The organism is Candidatus Pelagibacter sp., from assembly GCF_052049775.1.
Classification (GTDB): Bacteria; Pseudomonadota; Alphaproteobacteria; order Pelagibacterales; family Pelagibacteraceae; genus Pelagibacter.
The window spans coordinates 72,411-90,605 of sequence record NZ_JBNGZH010000008.1 but is presented as its reverse complement, the minus strand read 5'-3'; the positions used below and the strand labels follow the sequence as shown (position 1 = coordinate 90,605).

21 protein-coding genes are annotated in these 18,195 nt (G+C 29.5%); 14 read left to right on the top strand and 7 right to left on the bottom strand.

All coding sequences use genetic code 11. The features are described from left to right. Window position 1: 1 nt before the first annotated feature. The gene (locus tag ACTT83_RS02080; protein ID WP_440918538.1) at window positions 2-1,378 is read left to right on the top strand and encodes an AmpG family muropeptide MFS transporter; all 1,377 of its coding nucleotides are present in this window, start codon (window positions 2-4) and stop codon (window positions 1,376-1,378) included. Then, window positions 1,368-2,123 carry a C40 family peptidase gene (locus ACTT83_RS02075; RefSeq protein WP_440918537.1) on the top strand — a complete coding sequence of 252 codons (756 nt, stop codon included), beginning with the start codon at window positions 1,368-1,370 and terminating at the stop codon, window positions 2,121-2,123. The genes ACTT83_RS02080 and ACTT83_RS02075 overlap by 11 nt, the downstream gene beginning before the upstream one ends. Here ACTT83_RS02075 and ACTT83_RS02070 read toward each other — a convergent pair. Then, window positions 2,120-3,016 (bottom strand): prephenate dehydrogenase, encoded by an 897-nt coding sequence (locus ACTT83_RS02070; RefSeq protein ID WP_440918536.1) that lies wholly within the window; start codon window positions 3,014-3,016, stop codon window positions 2,120-2,122. The two genes, ACTT83_RS02075 and ACTT83_RS02070, sit on opposite strands and share 4 nt — an antisense overlap. Continuing rightward, entirely contained in the window at window positions 3,016-4,089 is a 1,074-nt protein-coding gene (gene hisC / locus ACTT83_RS02065; RefSeq protein WP_440918535.1) for a histidinol-phosphate transaminase, read from the bottom strand. Before hisC ends, ACTT83_RS02070 begins: the two co-directional genes overlap by 1 nt. Window positions 4,090-4,293: 204 nt before the next feature. Between hisC and metX the strand changes: the two genes are divergently transcribed. The 12 genes from metX to ACTT83_RS02005 are packed head-to-tail and all read left to right on the top strand — an operon-like array spanning window position 4,294 to window position 13,308. Beyond that, the gene (metX, locus tag ACTT83_RS02060) at window positions 4,294-5,418 is read left to right on the top strand and encodes a homoserine O-acetyltransferase MetX (protein WP_440918534.1); all 1,125 of its coding nucleotides are present in this window, start codon (window positions 4,294-4,296) and stop codon (window positions 5,416-5,418) included. Further along, window positions 5,415-6,011 (top strand): methionine biosynthesis protein MetW, encoded by a 597-nt coding sequence (metW, locus tag ACTT83_RS02055; RefSeq protein WP_440918533.1) that lies wholly within the window; start codon window positions 5,415-5,417, stop codon window positions 6,009-6,011. The genes metX and metW overlap by 4 nt, the downstream gene beginning before the upstream one ends. Continuing rightward, window positions 6,012-6,731: a hydroxyacylglutathione hydrolase gene (gene gloB, locus ACTT83_RS02050; RefSeq protein ID WP_440918532.1), complete on the top strand. Its 720-nt coding sequence runs from the start codon at window positions 6,012-6,014 to the stop codon at window positions 6,729-6,731. 59 nt (window positions 6,732-6,790) lie between these two features. Beyond that, a complete protein-coding gene (rplU, locus tag ACTT83_RS02045) occupies window positions 6,791-7,189 on the top strand; it encodes a 50S ribosomal protein L21 (RefSeq protein WP_440918531.1) in 399 nt (132 codons plus the stop codon). A gap of 11 nt (window positions 7,190-7,200) precedes the next feature. After that, window positions 7,201-7,455 (top strand): 50S ribosomal protein L27, encoded by a 255-nt coding sequence (rpmA, locus tag ACTT83_RS02040; protein WP_440916731.1) that lies wholly within the window; start codon window positions 7,201-7,203, stop codon window positions 7,453-7,455. Between the two features lie 27 nt (window positions 7,456-7,482). Then, window positions 7,483-8,466 carry an Obg family GTPase CgtA gene (cgtA, locus tag ACTT83_RS02035; protein WP_440918530.1) on the top strand — a complete coding sequence of 328 codons (984 nt, stop codon included), beginning with the start codon at window positions 7,483-7,485 and terminating at the stop codon, window positions 8,464-8,466. Continuing rightward, window positions 8,456-9,562, top strand: a complete 1,107-nt coding sequence (gene proB / locus ACTT83_RS02030) for a glutamate 5-kinase (protein WP_440918529.1) — start codon at window positions 8,456-8,458, stop codon at window positions 9,560-9,562. Before cgtA ends, proB begins: the two co-directional genes overlap by 11 nt. Then, window positions 9,562-10,812, top strand: coding sequence for a glutamate-5-semialdehyde dehydrogenase (locus ACTT83_RS02025; RefSeq protein WP_440918528.1), 1,251 nt, complete (start codon window positions 9,562-9,564; stop codon window positions 10,810-10,812). Before proB ends, ACTT83_RS02025 begins: the two co-directional genes overlap by 1 nt. 7 nt (window positions 10,813-10,819) lie before the next feature. After that, window positions 10,820-11,335 (top strand): nicotinate (nicotinamide) nucleotide adenylyltransferase, encoded by a 516-nt coding sequence (gene nadD, locus ACTT83_RS02020; RefSeq protein ID WP_440918527.1) that lies wholly within the window; start codon window positions 10,820-10,822, stop codon window positions 11,333-11,335. Between the two features lie 17 nt (window positions 11,336-11,352). Further along, a complete protein-coding gene (gene rsfS, locus ACTT83_RS02015) occupies window positions 11,353-11,703 on the top strand; it encodes a ribosome silencing factor (protein ID WP_440917727.1) in 351 nt (116 codons plus the stop codon). Next, entirely contained in the window at window positions 11,703-12,830 is a 1,128-nt protein-coding gene (locus tag ACTT83_RS02010) for a S41 family peptidase (RefSeq protein WP_440918526.1), read from the top strand. Before rsfS ends, ACTT83_RS02010 begins: the two co-directional genes overlap by 1 nt. A gap of 1 nt (window position 12,831) precedes the next feature. Continuing rightward, window positions 12,832-13,308: an RNA pyrophosphohydrolase gene (locus tag ACTT83_RS02005; protein ID WP_440918525.1), complete on the top strand. Its 477-nt coding sequence runs from the start codon at window positions 12,832-12,834 to the stop codon at window positions 13,306-13,308. Here ACTT83_RS02005 and atpC read toward each other — a convergent pair. Genes atpC through atpH form a run of 5 tightly spaced genes read right to left on the bottom strand, consistent with a single transcriptional unit; the run spans window position 13,301 to window position 18,090 of the window. Continuing rightward, a complete protein-coding gene (gene atpC, locus ACTT83_RS02000; RefSeq protein WP_440918524.1) occupies window positions 13,301-13,693 on the bottom strand; it encodes an ATP synthase F1 subunit epsilon in 393 nt (130 codons plus the stop codon). The two genes, ACTT83_RS02005 and atpC, sit on opposite strands and share 8 nt — an antisense overlap. Further along, window positions 13,693-15,111, bottom strand: coding sequence for a F0F1 ATP synthase subunit beta (gene atpD, locus ACTT83_RS01995; protein ID WP_440918523.1), 1,419 nt, complete (start codon window positions 15,109-15,111; stop codon window positions 13,693-13,695). The genes atpC and atpD overlap by 1 nt, the downstream gene beginning before the upstream one ends. Before the next feature lie 2 nt (window positions 15,112-15,113). Then, window positions 15,114-15,989, bottom strand: a complete 876-nt coding sequence (locus ACTT83_RS01990) for a F0F1 ATP synthase subunit gamma (RefSeq protein WP_440918522.1) — start codon at window positions 15,987-15,989, stop codon at window positions 15,114-15,116. A 7-nt stretch (window positions 15,990-15,996) separates the two neighbouring features. Beyond that, complete coding sequence (gene atpA, locus ACTT83_RS01985) at window positions 15,997-17,532, bottom strand: F0F1 ATP synthase subunit alpha (RefSeq protein ID WP_440916721.1); 1,536 nt, start codon at window positions 17,530-17,532, stop codon at window positions 15,997-15,999. After that, entirely contained in the window at window positions 17,533-18,090 is a 558-nt protein-coding gene (gene atpH, locus ACTT83_RS01980) for an ATP synthase F1 subunit delta (protein WP_440918521.1), read from the bottom strand. Window positions 18,091-18,195 lie beyond the last annotated feature (105 nt).

The window sequence follows — 18,195 nt, the reverse complement described above, 5'->3', positions numbered from 1 at the left end:
AATGATAGAAATTAAAAAACAATCCCTTTCAGAAACATTTTCAGTTTATTTCGATAAAAGAATGTTAAAAATATTATTGCTTGGTGCTATCTCTGGTTTTCCTTGGGTATTGATAGGTAGTAGTTTAAGTTTATGGTTAAAGGAAGATGGATTAAGCAGATCTACAGTTGGTTGGGCTGGTCTTATATTTGCAGTTTATGCATTTAATTATTTATGGGCTCCTTTAATCGATCGTATTCAAATACCATACCTAACAAAAAAAATTGGACATCGAAGAGGATGGATCGTCCTAATGCAGATATTAATCTTAATCTCATTATTTTTGTGGAGTGTAATTGATCCATCAGAAAATTTAGCTCTTGTAATATCAGTAGGTTTACTGATTGCAATTGCTTCAGCAACGCAAGATATTACTGTGGATGCTTTAAGGATTGAGCAAATTAGCGAAAACGAAGGTAAATCAATGGCTGCGGGCGCAGCAATGGCTGTCGTTGGGTGGTGGAGCGGATATAAATTAGGCGGAGTTTTGTCATTGTTTTCCGCAGATTTTTTAGAAAATTTAGGTTTTCAAAATTATTGGCAACTAACTTTTTTAATCTTAGGAATTTTAATAATTCTAATGAATATTGGATTAATGTTTGTCAATGAAACTGACTCGAATGAAAGACAAATTAATCAGATAGAAAATGATCGATTAATTGCTGGTAAATTCCAAAATTCGAATTTTCTTACTAAAACTATAACTTGGATCAGTGGAACAATCAGTGGACCTATAATAAGTTTTTTTAAAAAAAATGGCTTTCAAATAGCTTTAGGAATCCTGGGGTTTGTTTTTTTATTCAAAGTTGGAGAGGCTTTTTTAGGGCGTATGTCTATTATCTTTTATAAAGAAATTGGTTTTAGTAAATCAGATATTGCTATTTACTCAAAAACTTTAGGATGGATAACAACTGTCATCTTCACTCTGCTAGGTGGACTATTTGTAATAAGATCTGGTGTTTTAAAAGCAATGTTTTTAGCAGGAATTTTAATGGCGAGCACAAATCTCTTGTTCAGTCTTTTAGCGTGGAGTGGTAAATCTGAAATACTATTTGCAATTGCTGTAATCTTTGACGACATTGCAGCAGCTTTTGCCACTGTTGCATTTGTTGCATTCATATCATTGCTAGTTGATAGAACTTACACAGCAACTCAATATGCTCTATTAGCTTCAATAGGTACTGCTGGAAGAACTACATTAGCATCATCATCGGGCGCTCTAGTTGATTGGCTTAATGGAGACTGGGGGGTATTTTTTATTTTAACTGCTATAATGGTAATACCATCTTTAATTATATTATGGATAATAAGAAATAAATTAAAGATTAATGAAAAATAATTTTTTTTATAATTTTTCACTTGGAAATATAAATGCAAAACCTTCTAATAACTCTGAAACTTTATCGCAAATCCTGTATGGTGAAAAATTTAAGGTATTAAAAAATCAAAAAAACTGGGTTAAGATTAAAACTAATTTTGACAATTATATTGGTTATATTAAAAAAAATTATTTTTACAAAAATTTTAAGCCGACTTTTAAGATAAAAAAAGCAAAATCTAGAATATTTATTAAAAAAAAAAATAAGTTTTTACCAACAAACAATTATCTTTTCTTTGCATCTGGCATATCGGTTTTAAACAAAAATAAAAGGCTAATTGAGTTTAAAAAGGACAGATGGATAAAAAAAAGTGATATTGTTAAAATTGATTATCTTGAAAAAGATTATTTAAAAATAATGAAATTATTTAAAAGTAGTAAATATCTTTGGGGTGGAAAAACATTTGATGGTATTGATTGCTCTGCTTTGATCCAAATTTACTTTTATTATAATAGAATATTTTTTCCAAGAGATACAAAAGATCAGATAAAGTTTTGTAAAAGAAAAAAAGGTAAAAATTTAAGTAAAGGAGATATGATATTTTGGAAAGGACATGTGGGTATATGTCTAAGTAAGTCTAAATTTATTCATGCTTATGGACCAAAAAAGAAAGTGGTAGTAATGCCAACTAAACAAACAATTCAATTAATTGATAAAACTGCAAATCTAAAAGTTAAAAAAGTAAGTAATATTGGTAATTATTAATCTCTACCAAAGTCAGGTTTATTTACATCCTGTTTTAATTTGATTATTTTAGACCTAACTTTTTTTGTTTGAATTAATTTTTTAAGAATTGATTTATTATTTTTTAAATTAATGTCTGTCTTAAAAGATTCTAAATTTTTGATAAATATATCAATTGCTCTTGAAACATTTTTTCTATTATTAAAAAAAATGTCTCTCCACATAATTTCATTTGATGCAGCGATTCTTGAAAAATCTCTTAATCCACCTGCACTATATTTAATTAAGTCATATTTTTGTTTTTTCTCAAAATCTTGAGCTGATTTAACCAAATTGTAAGCTATTAAATGTGGTAAATGGCTTGTAATTGAAAATATTTTATCGTGTCTTTCCGCATTCATAATTACAGTTTTTGAACCCATTTTTTTCCAAAAAGAATTTAAAAATTTTAAATGTTTCATATTTATTTTCTTATTTTTAATTAATACACACCACTTATTTTCAAACAGATTTTCCTTACCATGCTCAGGCCCACTTACTTCTGATCCAGCTATAGGATGACTTTGAATCCAGGATATTTTTTTTTTTAAATTTCTTTTAATTATTTCTGAAGACTCTATTTTTGATGAACCAACATCAGTAATAATTTGTTTTGAATTAAAATTATTGTTTAATCTTAATATCATCTTTTTGTATTCACTCATTGGCGTACAAAAAATAATTAGATTTGATTTTGCAACTACCTCTTGTAGTTTATTTACTAGAGTTCCTGGCAACTTTAGTCTTTTGATCTTTGATATATTTTTTTTTGATTTTTCAAAAATGAAAATTTTTTTTGCTAATTTTTTTTTTGCAATTCTTTTTACTAACGAAGATCCTAACAAGCCACAGCCGATGATGAGCACATTTTTCATTAATTAAAAATTCCTTTTACTGCTCGCATAAATTTTAAATTATCTGTTTTTGATCCAATAGTTAACCGTAACATATTTTTTATATTGTAGCCATTTTCTGTTGATCTTAAGATAATTCCTTTCATCTTTAATTTTTCATAAAAATATTTCGCTTTAAATTTACATTTCTCAAAATTTAATAATAAAAAATTAGCCGATATATTATTTGAATTAATTCCATATTGGTTAAGAAAATTTTTCAATTTTTTTGCATAAATAATATTGTGTTTAACTGAACGAGTTATAAACTTAGTATCCTTAAGAGACTCAATGGCAGCTTTTTGTGCTATCTCATTAACATTAAAAGGTGGCTTAATAACATTCAGTGCTTTAATAATTTTTTTTGAACCATATCCCCACCCTACTCTTAGAGAGGATAAACCGTATATTTTAGAAAATGTTCTTAAAATAAATACATTTTGTTTATTTTTGAATAATTTTAATCCACTTTTATAATCATTATTTTTCATATATTCTGCATATGCATCATCCACTACTAGCAGAATATTTTTTCTCAATTTTTTTCTGAGTTCTAAAAGCTCAGAACTTGTTAGGTATGTTCCAGTTGGATTATTTGGATTTGCTAAAAAAACAATTTTTGTTTTTTTTGAAACATTCTTTATAATTTCAGGAATTGATACTTTAAAATTATTTTCTTTTGCAAAAACAACTTTTGCGCCAACTATCTTAGCATATATCCTGTACATTAAAAAACTATACTGAGGAAGAATAACTTCATCCTTAGGACTCAAAAATAATTGACATAACATTTGAATAACCTCATCAGATCCAGCACCACAAATAATTCTATCTTCATCACATTGAAACTTTTTAGATATTTGTCTTCTTAAGGCATTAGACTTACCATCTGGGTACCTAAAAAAACTTAAATTTTTATTAGACAAAACCTTTTTAGCCTTTGAGCTAACACCTAATGCTGACTCATTTGCAGATAGCTTTACAACTTGACGAAATCTCTTAAGACTGGATTTACCAGGTTCATAGGTTTCAATATTAAATCTTTTAAATCTCATAGTTGACGTCTTTTATAAATTTTATGCCCTTTATAATTAAAAAAACATTTTTTTATATAGTTTAAGTGTAATTATTTTTTAAAATTGACATACTAAATAACTTTTAGTACAAAATTTATGCGCTGATTTACCTGAATTGCGAGCGCTTTAAAAAAACCGCTAAAAAAGTTTTTTTTTCTCACAATTCAACTTTCAGCTTTTATTATGAATATAAAAGAAAATATAAAAACATTGATTGTTGAAAAACCACTCAGATTAGATTGTGGTCAGACTATTAGTAATTTTCCTTTAGCGTATGAAACTTTTGGTTCACTCAATAATGAAAAAGATAATGCAATTTTAGTATTTCATGCTTTAACAGGTGATCAATTTGTAACAGGTATAAATCCAGTGACTAAAAAGGATGGTTGGTGGTCTTACGCGGTAGGCTCTGGTAAGTCGATAGATACAGATAAATATTTTGTAATTTGTGCAAATGTAATAGGTGGATGTATGGGGTCTTTTGGGCCTAACCATGAAAATCCTAAGACAAAAAAAAATTATGGAACAGATTTCCCAGTCATAACAATTAATGACATGGTAAACGCACAAATTAATTTATTGGATTTTTTTGGAATAAAAAAACTTTTTTCAGTTGTAGGTGGTTCAATGGGTGGAATGCAAGTACTACAATTTATTAGTAATTATCCTGATAAAGCTAAAACAGCAATACCAATTGCGTGCACTTCAAGCCATTCTGCTCAAAATATTGCTTTTAATGAACTTGGCAGACAAGCCATTGCAGCAGATCATAATTGGTCAGAAGGAAATTATAATTCAAAAGATATTGTACCCGATAAAGGATTAGCTGTAGCAAGGATGGCTGCACATATTACTTATCTCTCAAAAAAAGGACTTCAAGAAAAATTTGGTAGAAAACTTCAAGAAAGAGATGATTTAAAATTTGGTTTTGATGCTGACTTTCAAATTGAAAGTTATCTTAGATACCAAGGATCCGTATTTGTAGATCGGTTTGACGCGAATAGCTATTTATATATTACTAGAGCAATGGATTATTTTGATTTATTAAAACAATTTAATGGTAATTTATCTGATGCTTTTAAAAATACTAAAGCGAAATTTTTTATAATATCCTTTACCTCAGATTGGCTTTATCCAACACAAGAAAATAAAGACATTGTAATTGCCTTAAACGCAGTTGGTGCAAATGTGGGTTTTGTTGAAATTGAGTCTGATAAGGGGCACGATTCTTTTTTGCTTAATGTTCCCGATTTCTTAAAAGCTCTAAAAAATTTTTTAGATAAATCTTATGCAGAAAAACTTTCATGAAACCAGAGTATAAAATTATTTCAGATTTAATTGAAAAAGATACAAAAGTTCTTGACGTAGGATGTGATGATGGAACTTTAATGGAATTTTTAAAAACAAATAAAAATGTTAATATCAGAGGAATTGAGATTTCAAAAGAAAAAGTGCAAACTTGTATTGCTAAAGGTCTAACTGTTATCGAAGGAAATGCAGAATTTGATTTAAAGCAATTTCCAAACGACTCTTTTGAGTATGTTGTTCTTGGACAAACTTTACAAGCTTTTATAAATCCAGAGATTGTAATTAAAGAACTTTTACGAGTTGGCAACAAAGCTATAGTGACTATTCCAAATTTTGGGCATTGGAAAGTAAGATTAAATTTATTATTTAAAGGAACAATGCCAATTACAAACTCTTTACCTCATGATTGGTATAACACTCCAAACATTCATATGTGCACCATAAAAGATTTCTTCAGATTTTCTGAGGTTATTAACTTTAAAATTTTTAAATCTTTAGCATTAATTAATGAAAATGTTTCTGATATTAATAGATCAAATCTTATTTTTAAAAATTTGTTTGGAGAACTTGGTATATTTTTAATAGAAAAATAAATGAAAATTGAAATTATCAAATGTCTGCATGATAATTATAGCTACTTAATTATTGATGAAGAAAATCAAACCGCTTGTGTTGTTGACCCTGGCGAATCTGCACCAATAATCAATTATCTTAATAAGTCAAAAATAAATTTAAAATTTATACTCAACACACACCATCATCACGATCATGTAGGTGGAAATCTTGAATTAAAAAAGAAGTATAATTCTAAGGTAGTTGGATTCATTGGAGATAAAAATCGTATACCCGAGATTGATATATCTCTAGAGGACAACCAAATTTGGAAACAAGATAATTTTGAGGCAAAAATTTATCATGTTCCAGGTCATACATCTGGACATATCGCTTTTCATTTTTTTCAGGAAAAAAGAATTTTTACTGGTGATACTCTATTCTCTTTAGGGTGTGGCAGAATTTTTGAAGGTACCTATGAACAAATGTATAATTCACTTAAAAAAATTAAATCATTACCAAAAGATACAGAAATATATTGTGGCCATGAATACACTTTACAAAACTCAAATTTTTGTGTCGCCAATGACTCTGGTAATTTAAAATTAAAAAATAAAATTCTAGAGATTAACAAAAAACTTAAGAATGCATTACCAACAATACCAAGCACTTTAGCTGATGAATTAGAATGTAATATATTCCTTAAAGCAAAAGATTTAAAAAGTTTTTCAAAATTGAGAGATTTAAAGGATAATTTTTAGTTAATAAGCTTGACTAAAGAAATGGCCTGACTATATTGCCTGATAAAAAAATCTATTTTATGTCATACGCAGTTATACAATCTGGTGGAAAACAATATAAAGTGAAGTCTGGTGAAATTTTAAAAATTGAAAAATTACCAAATCCAAAATCCAACACTAAAATTGAGTTTAATGATATATTGGCATATGGCGATAATAAAGTAATAGAAATTGGTTCACCAACAATTCAAGGTGCAAAAGTTGAAGCAAACCTAATAGAAAATAGTAAAAATAGAACTGTACTTATTTTTAAAAAAAGAAGAAGACAAAATTCAAGAAGAAAAAATGGTCATAGACAAGAATATTCTATGATTAGAATAAATAAAATTTTTTCAAAAGATGGTAAGATTTTATCTGAGGCTGAGAAGATTTCTAAACCAACAAAAAAAGATTCTGAAAAAAAGGAATTGAGTAAATAAAGGAATAAAATATGGCTACGAAAAAAGCTGGTGGATCATCAAGGAATGGTAGGGATAGTGCCGGCAGAAGACTTGGTGTAAAGAAATATGGTGGTCAAAATGTTATTCCTGGCAACATAATTGTTAGACAAAGAGGTACTAAGATATTTCCAGGAGAAAATGTGGGTATGGGTAAAGATCACTCAATTTTTTCAGTAATAAAAGGTAAAGTTGTTTTTAAAAAAACAAAATCCGATAGAACTTTTGTTTCAGTAAAACCCAATTAATATTACAACTCAAAATAGCGTTGTATTATGAAATTCTTAGATCAAGTAAAAATTTATATTAAAGCTGGTGATGGTGGTGATGGCTCTCCAAGTTTTAGAAGAGAAAAATTTATCGAGTATGGTGGACCAGACGGTGGCGATGGTGGTAAAGGTGGTTCAGTAATTTTAAAAGCTGAGAGAAATTTAAATACTTTAATCGATTTCAGATATCAACAGCATCATAAAGCAAAAAGAGGTGACAATGGTGCTGGACAAAATCGGACTGGTAAAAGTGGAGATGATCTCATTCTCAAAGTTCCATTAGGTACTCAAGTTTTTGAAGAAGATAATAAAACCTTAATTTTTGACTTTATAAAAATTGGGGAGGAGTTTGTGGCTGCCGCAGGTGGTAAAGGTGGTTTAGGCAATACTAGATTCAAAAGTTCAACAAATAGAGCTCCAAGAAAATTTACTAAGGGTACTCAAGGTGAAGAATTTACTATATGGCTTCAATTAAAAACAATTGCAGATATTGGAATAATAGGATTGCCTAATGCTGGTAAATCAAGCTTACTAGCAGCTATTACTAATGCTAATCCTAAAATTGCAAATTATGAATTTACAACATTAAATCCTAATCTTGGTGTGGCAAGCTATGATAATAAAGAAGTTACAATTGCAGATATTCCTGGATTAGTAGAGGGAGCGCATAAGGGAACTGGTTTAGGAATACAATTTTTAAAACACATAGAGAGGTGTAAATCTCTTTTACACATGATCGATATCACAAACGATGATATAAAAAAAAGTTACAACCAGGTAAAAAAAGAATTAAAGAACTACAGTTCTAAACTTGCAAAAAAAAGAGAGCTTATTGTTTTAAATAAAACCGATTTAATTGATGATAAAGAAATGAAAAAAATCGAGAAAAATTTAAAAAAAATCACAAAATCAGAAGTTATTACAATTTCTACAATAAAGAAAAAATACATTTCCAAAATTAAAGCAAAATTAGTTGGTTATGCATCTTAAAAATTCGAAAATTATAGTAATAAAAATTGGGTCATCACTGATTGTAGATAATAAAAAAAAGATAAGAAAAAAATGGCTATCTTCTTTTGCTAAAGATATCCAAAAACTAAAATCTAAAAATAAAAAGATTATCATTGTAAGTTCTGGGGCAATTGCACTTGGATGTAAAAAAATGAATTACAATAAATCAAATTTAAAGCTTGATAAAAGTCAAGCAATAGCCTCTGTTGGTCAAATCGAACTTATGAATTTATTTTCTCAAACTTTTTCAAAATTAAAGATTAATATTTCACAAATTTTGCTAACTTTGGATGATACAGAGGAGAGAAGAAGATCAATAAATGCTAAAAGGACATTTGAGAACTTATTTAAATTGGATTACATACCCATCGTTAATGAAAATGATACAATTGCAACGTCAGAAATAAAGTATGGTGATAATGATAGACTTGCCTCTCGTGTTGCACAGATAACAAATGCCGATACTTTAATATTATTATCTGATGTGGATGGTCTTTTCACAAAAAATCCAAAATTATTTAAAGACGCAAAATTAATAAAAAAAGTGAATAATCTAGACAAAGATATGAAAAAAATTTACATAAAAGGGATAACAGAATTTGGTAAGGGTGGAATGAATACCAAGATTGAAGCTGCTAAGATTTGTAATTTGGCGGGATGTAATATGATTATTGCAAACGGATTATATTTAAATCCAATACAACAAATTGAAAAAAAAAATATTTGTACTTTATTTGAGTCAAGAATACCTAAATTACATGCACGAAAAAAATGGATAATAAGTTCTGTTTCACCAAAAGGGGCTCTTGTCATAGATGATGGTGCCAAAAAAGCACTAGTTGGTGGTAAAAGTTTATTGGCAGCAGGGATTATTAATTTATCAGGGAAATTTAACAAAGGTGATCATATAAAAATTCTAGATACTAAAAATAAAGAATTTGCGAGAGGTTTGAGCTCTTTTTCTTCAGAAGAAATAAATAAAATAATGGGTTGTCACTCAAATGAGATTGAAAAAAAACTTGGATACATAACAAAATCCGAAGTTGTTCATAAAGATGATATGGTCGAGGTTTAATGCAAAAGCTACTAACTGATATCGGAAAAAAATCAAAAAAAGCTTTTAATAGTAAGTTAAGTACAAAAAAAAAAGACGAAGTTCTAAAAGATTATCGTTTTCTAATCTTAAAACACAAAAAATTGATAATTAATGAAAATAAAAAGGATATTAAGAATGCCTATAAAAAAGGTATTGAAAATAATTTAATCCAAAGATTGATATTAAATGACAAAAAAATAGTTGCGATAACCAATACTATAAAAAAAATTATTAGTTTAAAGGATCCTACAAATGTCATTTTAGAAAAATGGAAAAGGCCAAATGGTTTGGTAATATCAAAAGTATCAATACCTATTGGTGTAATTGGCGTTATATACGAAAGTAGACCCAATGTTACAGCAGATGTTGCATCGTTATGTTTTAAGTCTGGAAATGCTGTCATTTTAAAAGGTGGATCTGAAGCATATTATTCTAATCTTATTCTCACAAAATTCTTTAGAAAATCACTGAGGAAAAATAATGTTGATGAAAATTATGTTCAGTTTTTAAAACATAAAAAAAGAAGTGTTGTTGATTTTCTTCTACAAAAAATGAGTAAATTTATTGATGTAATAATTCCAAGAGGTGGGAAAAGTTTAGTTAAAAAAGTACAGGATTTGTCATCTGTTCCAACGATTGGTCATTTGGAAGGTGTTTGTCATTCTTACGTAGATAAAAATGCAAATCCTAAGATTGCAAATAAAATAATTCAAAATGCTAAAATGAGGAATACCGCAATATGTGGGGCAACCGAAACAATTCTTTTACACGAAAAGATAATCAAGAAATTCGGAAATAAAATTTTAAAAAATTTAGAGGAAAATGGATGTAAAATAATTGGTGATAATAAGATAAGAAAACTTTATGATAAAAAAATTCAGAAAGCCTCAATAAAAGATTGGTCAAAAGAATATTTGTCACCTGTTGTATCTGTGAAATCAGTAAAAAATATAGATGAAGCTATAGCGCATATTAACAAATACGGAACCATGCATACGGATTGTATTATTACTCAAAACAAAAAAGCAGCAAAAAAATTTTTAAATGATGTAAAAAGTTCAATAGCTATGCATAATACTTCAACACAATTTTCAGATGGAGGTGAATTTGGTTTTGGTGGTGAGGTGGGAATCTCAACCAACACGCTTCCTCCTAGGGGTCCGGTTGGACTTAATCAACTTATTTCCTACAAATATCAAGTCACTAGCAAAGGCCAAATAAGGAAGTAATTTGAATTTGAAAAAAAAAAGAATTGGAATTTTAGGTGGTTCATTTGATCCTGCCCACAATGGTCATTTAGCTATATCTAAAGAAGCAGTAAAAAGATTTAAACTTGAAAAGGTTATATGGGCAATTACAAAAAAAAATCCTTTTAAAATAAAAAGTTCTTTAAGCCTGCAATCTAGAATTAAAGGATGTAAAAAAATTATTAAAAAAAATAAATTTATTGAGGTCAAATTTTTTGAAGATAAAATTAAATCAAGTAAAACAATAAATCTAATTAATTACTTCAACAAAAATAAAAAAAATGAAATTTTTTTCTTAATGGGTGCAGATAATTTAGTTAATTTCCATAAATGGTATAAATGGAAACAGATTTCAGAAAAATGTAATATTTTAGTTTTTGATAGATATGGATATAAGAAAAAATCATTAAATTCAAAGACATATAAAACCCTTAAAAGTGAGAAATTTAAATTTGTTTATTTTAATAAAGTCAATATTTCGTCTTCTCAATTAAGGAAAATTTGATAGTCTAAAATTAATTAATGGATAAAATTTCAGATCTTAAAAATTCTATCATCAAAACATTGGATATTAACAAGGCTCAAGACATAATAAGCATAGATCTCAAAGACAAAAGTTCTATGGCTGATTTTATGATTATTGCGAGCGGCACTTCATCTAGGCACATACAATCTTTATCAGAGCAAGTTTTGGAAAAATTCAAAGATAATGGTATTAAAAATTCAAAAATTGAGGGCGCAGATAGTAGTGAATGGAAATTAATTGATGGTATAGACTTAATTGTCCATATTTTTCACCCAGAAAAAAGAAAATTTTATGAACTTGAAAAAATGTGGTCCGAGCTAATACCTAAAGAAAAATTAATTATCTAATGAAAAAAGTATTAACATTATTTTTATTTTGTTTTCTATTTCAGCAAGCGAATTCTGCTGAAAATGAAATTTACAAAAAAATTGATTTATTTGGAGAAGTGCTTGAAAAAATCAATAAAGAATATGTAGATGAAATTAATCAATCTGAGAGTATGGACTCTGCAATCAATGGTCTTCTACAATCTCTTGACCCTTACTCGGCATACATGTCTCCAGAAATATTTAATGAAATGCAGACTGAGACCAGCGGTGAATTTGGGGGTCTTGGTATTGAGGTGAGTATGGAGTCAGGTGTTGTAAAAGTCATTTCTCCTATAGATGACACGCCAGCATCTAGAGCAGGGATTAAAGCAGGCGACTATATTGTTAAAATTAATGATGTTCAAGTTCAGGGAAAATCTCTCAGCGAAGCTGTTGATTTAATGAGGGGGCCAGTTGGATCAGGAATTGAACTCACCATTCGAAGACGTGGAGAGAGAAAAGCTCTAATTTTTAATGTTGTAAGAGAGATTATACAAATTCAATCTGTTAAAGCTGACATTTTAGAAAAAAATATAGGTTATTTAAGACTAACCTCATTTAATGAAAATAGTGGTAAACAAATAGAAAGAGAAATTAAAAAATTAGAAAAAAATAAAAGTGTTAAGTCATACATTTTAGATTTAAGAAACAATCCTGGCGGACTACTTTCTCAAGCAATAAAAATCTCCGACTTTTTTTTGGATAATGGAGAGATCGTATCCACAAAAAGTAGAAAACCTTCTGAAAATAGAAAATGGTTTGCAAAAAAAGGTGACCTTACAAATGGAAAAGTCTTGATTGTTCTTATTAATTATGGATCGGCTTCAGCATCTGAAATAGTTGCAGGAGCCCTTAAAGATCATAAAAGAGCAATTTTATTAGGTGAAAATAGTTATGGTAAAGGTTCAGTGCAATCTATCATTCCCCTTAAAAATGATGGGGCAATTAGGCTTACAGTGGCTAAATATTATCTTCCTTCTGGAAAATCTATTTCTGATGTTGGTGTATCTCCAGATATAGAAATTGATGAGGAAAACGATGATTTCAGAATCAAAACTGAAACTGACAATCAGTTAGAATACGCCATCAAACTCCTTAAGGGCTAATATGGAAGAAAAATTCAGAAATCTACCACTTAGAAGTGGAGTGGGAATAGTTGTCCTTAACAAAGAGAATAAAGTTTTTGTAGCAAAACGAATTGATAATCCAAAAAATTTTTGGCAAATGCCACAAGGAGGTGTAGATGACGGGGAAGATTTTTTAACGGCTGCTTATAGAGAATTAGAAGAGGAAACTAGTATAAAAAATGTAGAACTTGTGAAAGAAATAGAGGGCACAATTACCTACGAGCTACCAAAAAATTTATTGGGTATTATTTGGAAAGGTAAATACAAGGGACAAAAACAAAAATGGTTTTTAATGAGATACCTGGGTAAAGATGAAGATATAAATATTAAAACAAATAAACCAGAATTTTTAGAGTGGAAATGGATTGAATTAGATAAAATAACTGAAGTGGTAGTGGATTTCAAATATGATGTATATAAAGAACTTAAAGAAAAAATAAAAATAATAATTAATTGATAGACTTTAAAGTTTCAACTTTTTGATCAGCCAAATATTTCAATTGATCACTAATTTCTGGTTTATTAGATTCTTCCTCTGCATTTTTTAATAATTCCAGCAATTTATTTTTCTCAATATCTTTTAAATTAAGGATATAGCTAGTTAAAATGGATAAAGTATTATTTTTAAATTCGATAATTCCATCCTCAACATAATACTTTTCTTCACCAGATTTTGCTTGAATGGTGATAATACCCGGTTTTAAAAATGAAATTATAGAAATATGATCTTTCAGTATTCCCATTTCTCCCTCAAATGCAGGAACAACTACCTCATTAACATCCTCTTTTGATAAGAAGGATTTCTCTGGATTAACTATTTCTATTTTAAATTCATCACTCATTAAGCTGCCGCATCTTTGGACATTTTTTCAGCTTTTTCGATGGCTTCTTCAATAGTTCCAACCATATAAAATGCTGCTTCCGGAAGATGATCATATTCACCTTTGCAAATTGCATCAAAACCTTTAATCGTTGACTCTAAATCAACTAGTTTTCCTGGTGATCCTGTGAACACCTCAGCCACAAAGAAAGGTTGAGATAAAAACCTTTGAATTTTTCTAGCTCTTGCTACGACTAGTTTATCTTCCTCTGATAATTCATCCATACCTAAAATAGCTATAATATCTTGCAACGATTTATATGTTTGTAATATTTTTTGTACTTCACGAGCTACTCGATAATGCTCATCACCAACAATTCTAGGATCAAGAATTCTTGAAGTTGAGTCTAATGGGTCAACTGCAGGATAAATACCTATTTCAGCTATTTGTCTTGAGAGTACAGTTGTTGCATCTAAATGAGCAAATGAGGTTGCTGGTGCAGGATCCGTTAAGTCATCAGCAGGCACATAAATTGCCTGTACTGAAGTAATAGAGCCTTTATTGGTTGTAGTGATTCTCTCTTGTAAATTTCCCATATCAGTTGCTAATGTTGGCTGATATCCTACAGCAGAAGGTATTCTTCCTAATAATGCTGATACCTCAGAACCCGCTTGAGTAAACCTAAATATATTATCAACGAAAAATAGAACATCCTGTCCCTCTTGATCTCTAAAATATTCTGCTACAGTTAACCCTGTAAGTGCCACTCTTGCTCTTGCTCCCGGAGGTTCATTCATTTGTCCATAAACTAAAGCTGCTTTAGAACCAGATCCTTCAGATTTTATTACCCCTGACTCCATCATTTCATGATAAAGATCATTTCCTTCTCTAGTTCTTTCACCTACACCTGCAAAAACTGAAAAACCACCATGGGCTTTAGCAACATTGTTTATCAATTCCATAATTAAAACAGTTTTTCCAACACCCGCACCACCAAACAAACCTATCTTTCCTCCTTTTGCATATGGAGCTAAAAGATCAATAACTTTGATACCAGTTACAAGTATTTCTGTTTCTGTCGATTGATCGTTAAATTCTGGAGCTGGTCTATGGATTGGCCAATTTTCTTTTGTTTTTACTTCTCCTCTTTCGTCTATAGGCTCTCCAACAACATTTATAATTCTTCCTAAAGTTTCAGGTCCTACTGGTACTTTAATTGGAGCATTTGTATTTATTACCTCATCACCTCTTTTTAGTCCCTCGGTAGCATCCATTGCAATTGTTCTGGCAGTAGACTCTCCTAAGTGTTGAGCTACTTCAAGCACTAATCTATTATTTCCATTTTTACATTCTAAAGCTGTTAATATCTCTGGTAAATCACCTTCAAACTTTACATCAACAACTGCTCCTATAACTTGTGTTATTATTCCCTTGCTCATAATTATAAACTTTCTGCTCCTGATATTATCTCTATTAGTTCTTTTGTAATTGCTGCCTGACGACTTCTATTATATTCAATAGTAAGTTTATCAACCATTTCACCTGCGTTTCGAGTTGCATTATCCATTGCGCTCATTCTTGCACCCTGCTCACTAGCTGAATTTTCTAACATCGCTTTAAATATTTGCGTCGAAATATTTTTTGGTAATAAATTACTTAAAATTTCATCCTCATCTGGTTCAAATTCGTAGTTATCTTCTGAATTATTTTGATCATCACTTTTTGTATTTAACGGGATGATTTGTTGAGCCTGAGGTATTTGGGTTATTACGTTTTTAAATTGATTGTAAAAAATAGTACAGATATCAAATTCTTCTTTTTGAAACTTTTCAATTATAATTTTTCCAACTTTTTCTGCATCAAAGTAATTTGCGTTTTTTGAATTTTTAAAAGAAATATTCTCAATAATTTTATTTCCATATACTCTTTTTAACTGGTCGTTACCTTTAGAACCAACAGTAATAATCTTCAATTCCTTACCCTCTTTATTCAATTTAGCAAAATAACTTTTAGCTTTTTTAATTATATTCGCATTAAAACCACCACATAAACCTCTATCTGACGTCAGCACAACACAAAGATGAACTTGTTCTTTCCCTGATCCAGATAGTAATTTCGGAGCTGTTTCTTTGTCAGAGATACCACTAGATAAATTTAAAATTATATTATTCATTTTTTCAGAATATGGCCTTCCTTTTTCTGCACTATCTTGAGCCCTTTTTAGTTTAGCTGCAGCTACCATTTTCATGGCTTTTGTAATTTTTTGTGTAGATTTTACACTTGTTATTCTTTTTTTTAGATCGTCTAAACTAGCCATAAATAAATCAAGATTTAAAATTTTTCTTAAGATTAGTAATTACATCAATTAAGCTTTTTTCTGTTGCCTCTTCTAATTTACCTGAGCTCTGAATAGACTCGATTAATTCTGGTTTATCAGATTTACATCTCTCAATGATCTTGTTTTCAAATTCAGCAATATCTTTTAAATCAATATCATCTAAATATCCTTTTACTCCACAAAATACAGATATAACTTGTTCAGCAACAGTCATTGGTGAGTATTGTTTCTGTTTTAATAACTCAGTTAATTTTGATCCTCTATTCAATAGCTGTTGAGTTGATGCATCTAAATCTGATCCAAATTGAGCAAAAGCTGCCATTTCTCTATATTGTGCTAATTCGAGTTTCATTGATCCTGATACTTTTTTCATAGCTTTTGTTTGCGCAGCTGATCCAACCCTAGAGACAGAGAGACCAACATTAATTGCTGGTCTTATACCTTGGTTAAATAACTCAGTTTCTAAAAAAATTTGTCCATCAGTAATTGAAATTACATTTGTTGGAATATAAGCAGAAACGTCTCCACCTTGAGTTTCAATGATCGGAAGAGCTGTTAACGAACCTCCACCGTGATCATCACTTAATTTAGCAGCCCTTTCCAGTAATCTACTATGAAGATAAAATACATCACCTGGGTATGCTTCTCTACCTGGTGGTCTTCTTAAGATCAGTGACATTTGTCGGTAAGCAACCGCTTGCTTTGATAAATCATCATAAATAATCAGAGCATGCATTCCATTATCTCTAAAATATTCTCCCATTGCACATCCAGTGTAAGGAGCTAAAAATTGAAGTGGAGCTGAGTCAGATGCTGTTGCCGCGACTATAGTTGTATACTCCATCGCTCCAGCTTCTTCCAAAGTTTTTTGAATTTGTCTTACAGTTGATCGTTTTTGACCAACGGCAACATAAATACAATAAAGTTTTTGTTTTTCATCGCCCGACTCATTAATTTTTTTTTGATTGATAATTGTATCAACTGCTACAGCAGTTTTACCTGTCTGACGATCTCCAATAATTAACTCACGTTGACCTCTTCCAATTGGTACAAGACTATCAATTGATTTTAGACCTGTTTGCATTGGTTCGCTAACAGATTGTCTTGGAATTATTCCTGGTGCCTTAACTTCAACTCTACTTTTTTTAATGCCTTTGTCCAAAGCACCTTTCCCGTCGATTGGATTTCCTAATCCATCTACCACTCTACCTAACAATTCTTTTCCAACAGGGGTATCTACAATGCTTCCGGTTCTTTTTACAACATCACCTTCTTTAATGTTCCGGTCGTCACCAAAAATTACAACTCCAACATTTTCACTTTCTAGATTTAAAGCCATTCCTTTCGACCCATCAGAAAATTCAACCATTTCTCCTGCTTGCACATTATCAAGGCCATAAATTCTTGCTATACCATCACCTACAGACAATACTTGTCCAACCTCAGAAATTTCTGCTTTTTCTCCAAAATTTTTAATTTGTTCTTTTAATATTTTTGTAACTTCTGAAGGATTTATTTCCATTTATGCCTCTATCATTCTATTTTCAATTTGTTGTAATTTACTTTTTATTGATGTATCAATCATAGTACTTCCCACTTTAACGACCAAACCACCAATTAAACTTTCGTCTTGTATATAGTTTAATTTTATTTGAGATTTGAAGTTATTTGATAATTCATCTGTAATTTTTTTAATCTCATCTTGATTAAGTAATTTTGCAGATTTAATTTCTGCTTTTAATTCACCTCTTTTTTCTGAACATATTTCAATAAATGTTTTTAAAATTTGCTCTAGATAAAAAAATCTTCTTTTTAAGACCAAAAAATTTACAAAATTTTTAAAAAGGATTTCCAACTTAAAATTATCTGAAATCTTATTAATTACACTAGTCAAAACTTCTCCGTTTAATGTAGGATCCTTTATAAAATTTTTAAAATCTTTATTATTTGAGATTAAATTTAAAAAAGCTTTTGCATTTATTTCTACATTAACCAATGAGTTAGAATCTTTCGCTAACTCATACAAAGCTAAAGAATATCTATTAGCTGAAGTATCTGAAAATCCTTTATTTTTACTCAATTTTTACCCTTTAAATGAATATGATTAATTTAAAATCACGATTTAATTAGCACATGCCTTTATAGTCTTCAAGTAACACATTAGCTAAAAATTAGTTTTTTTGAG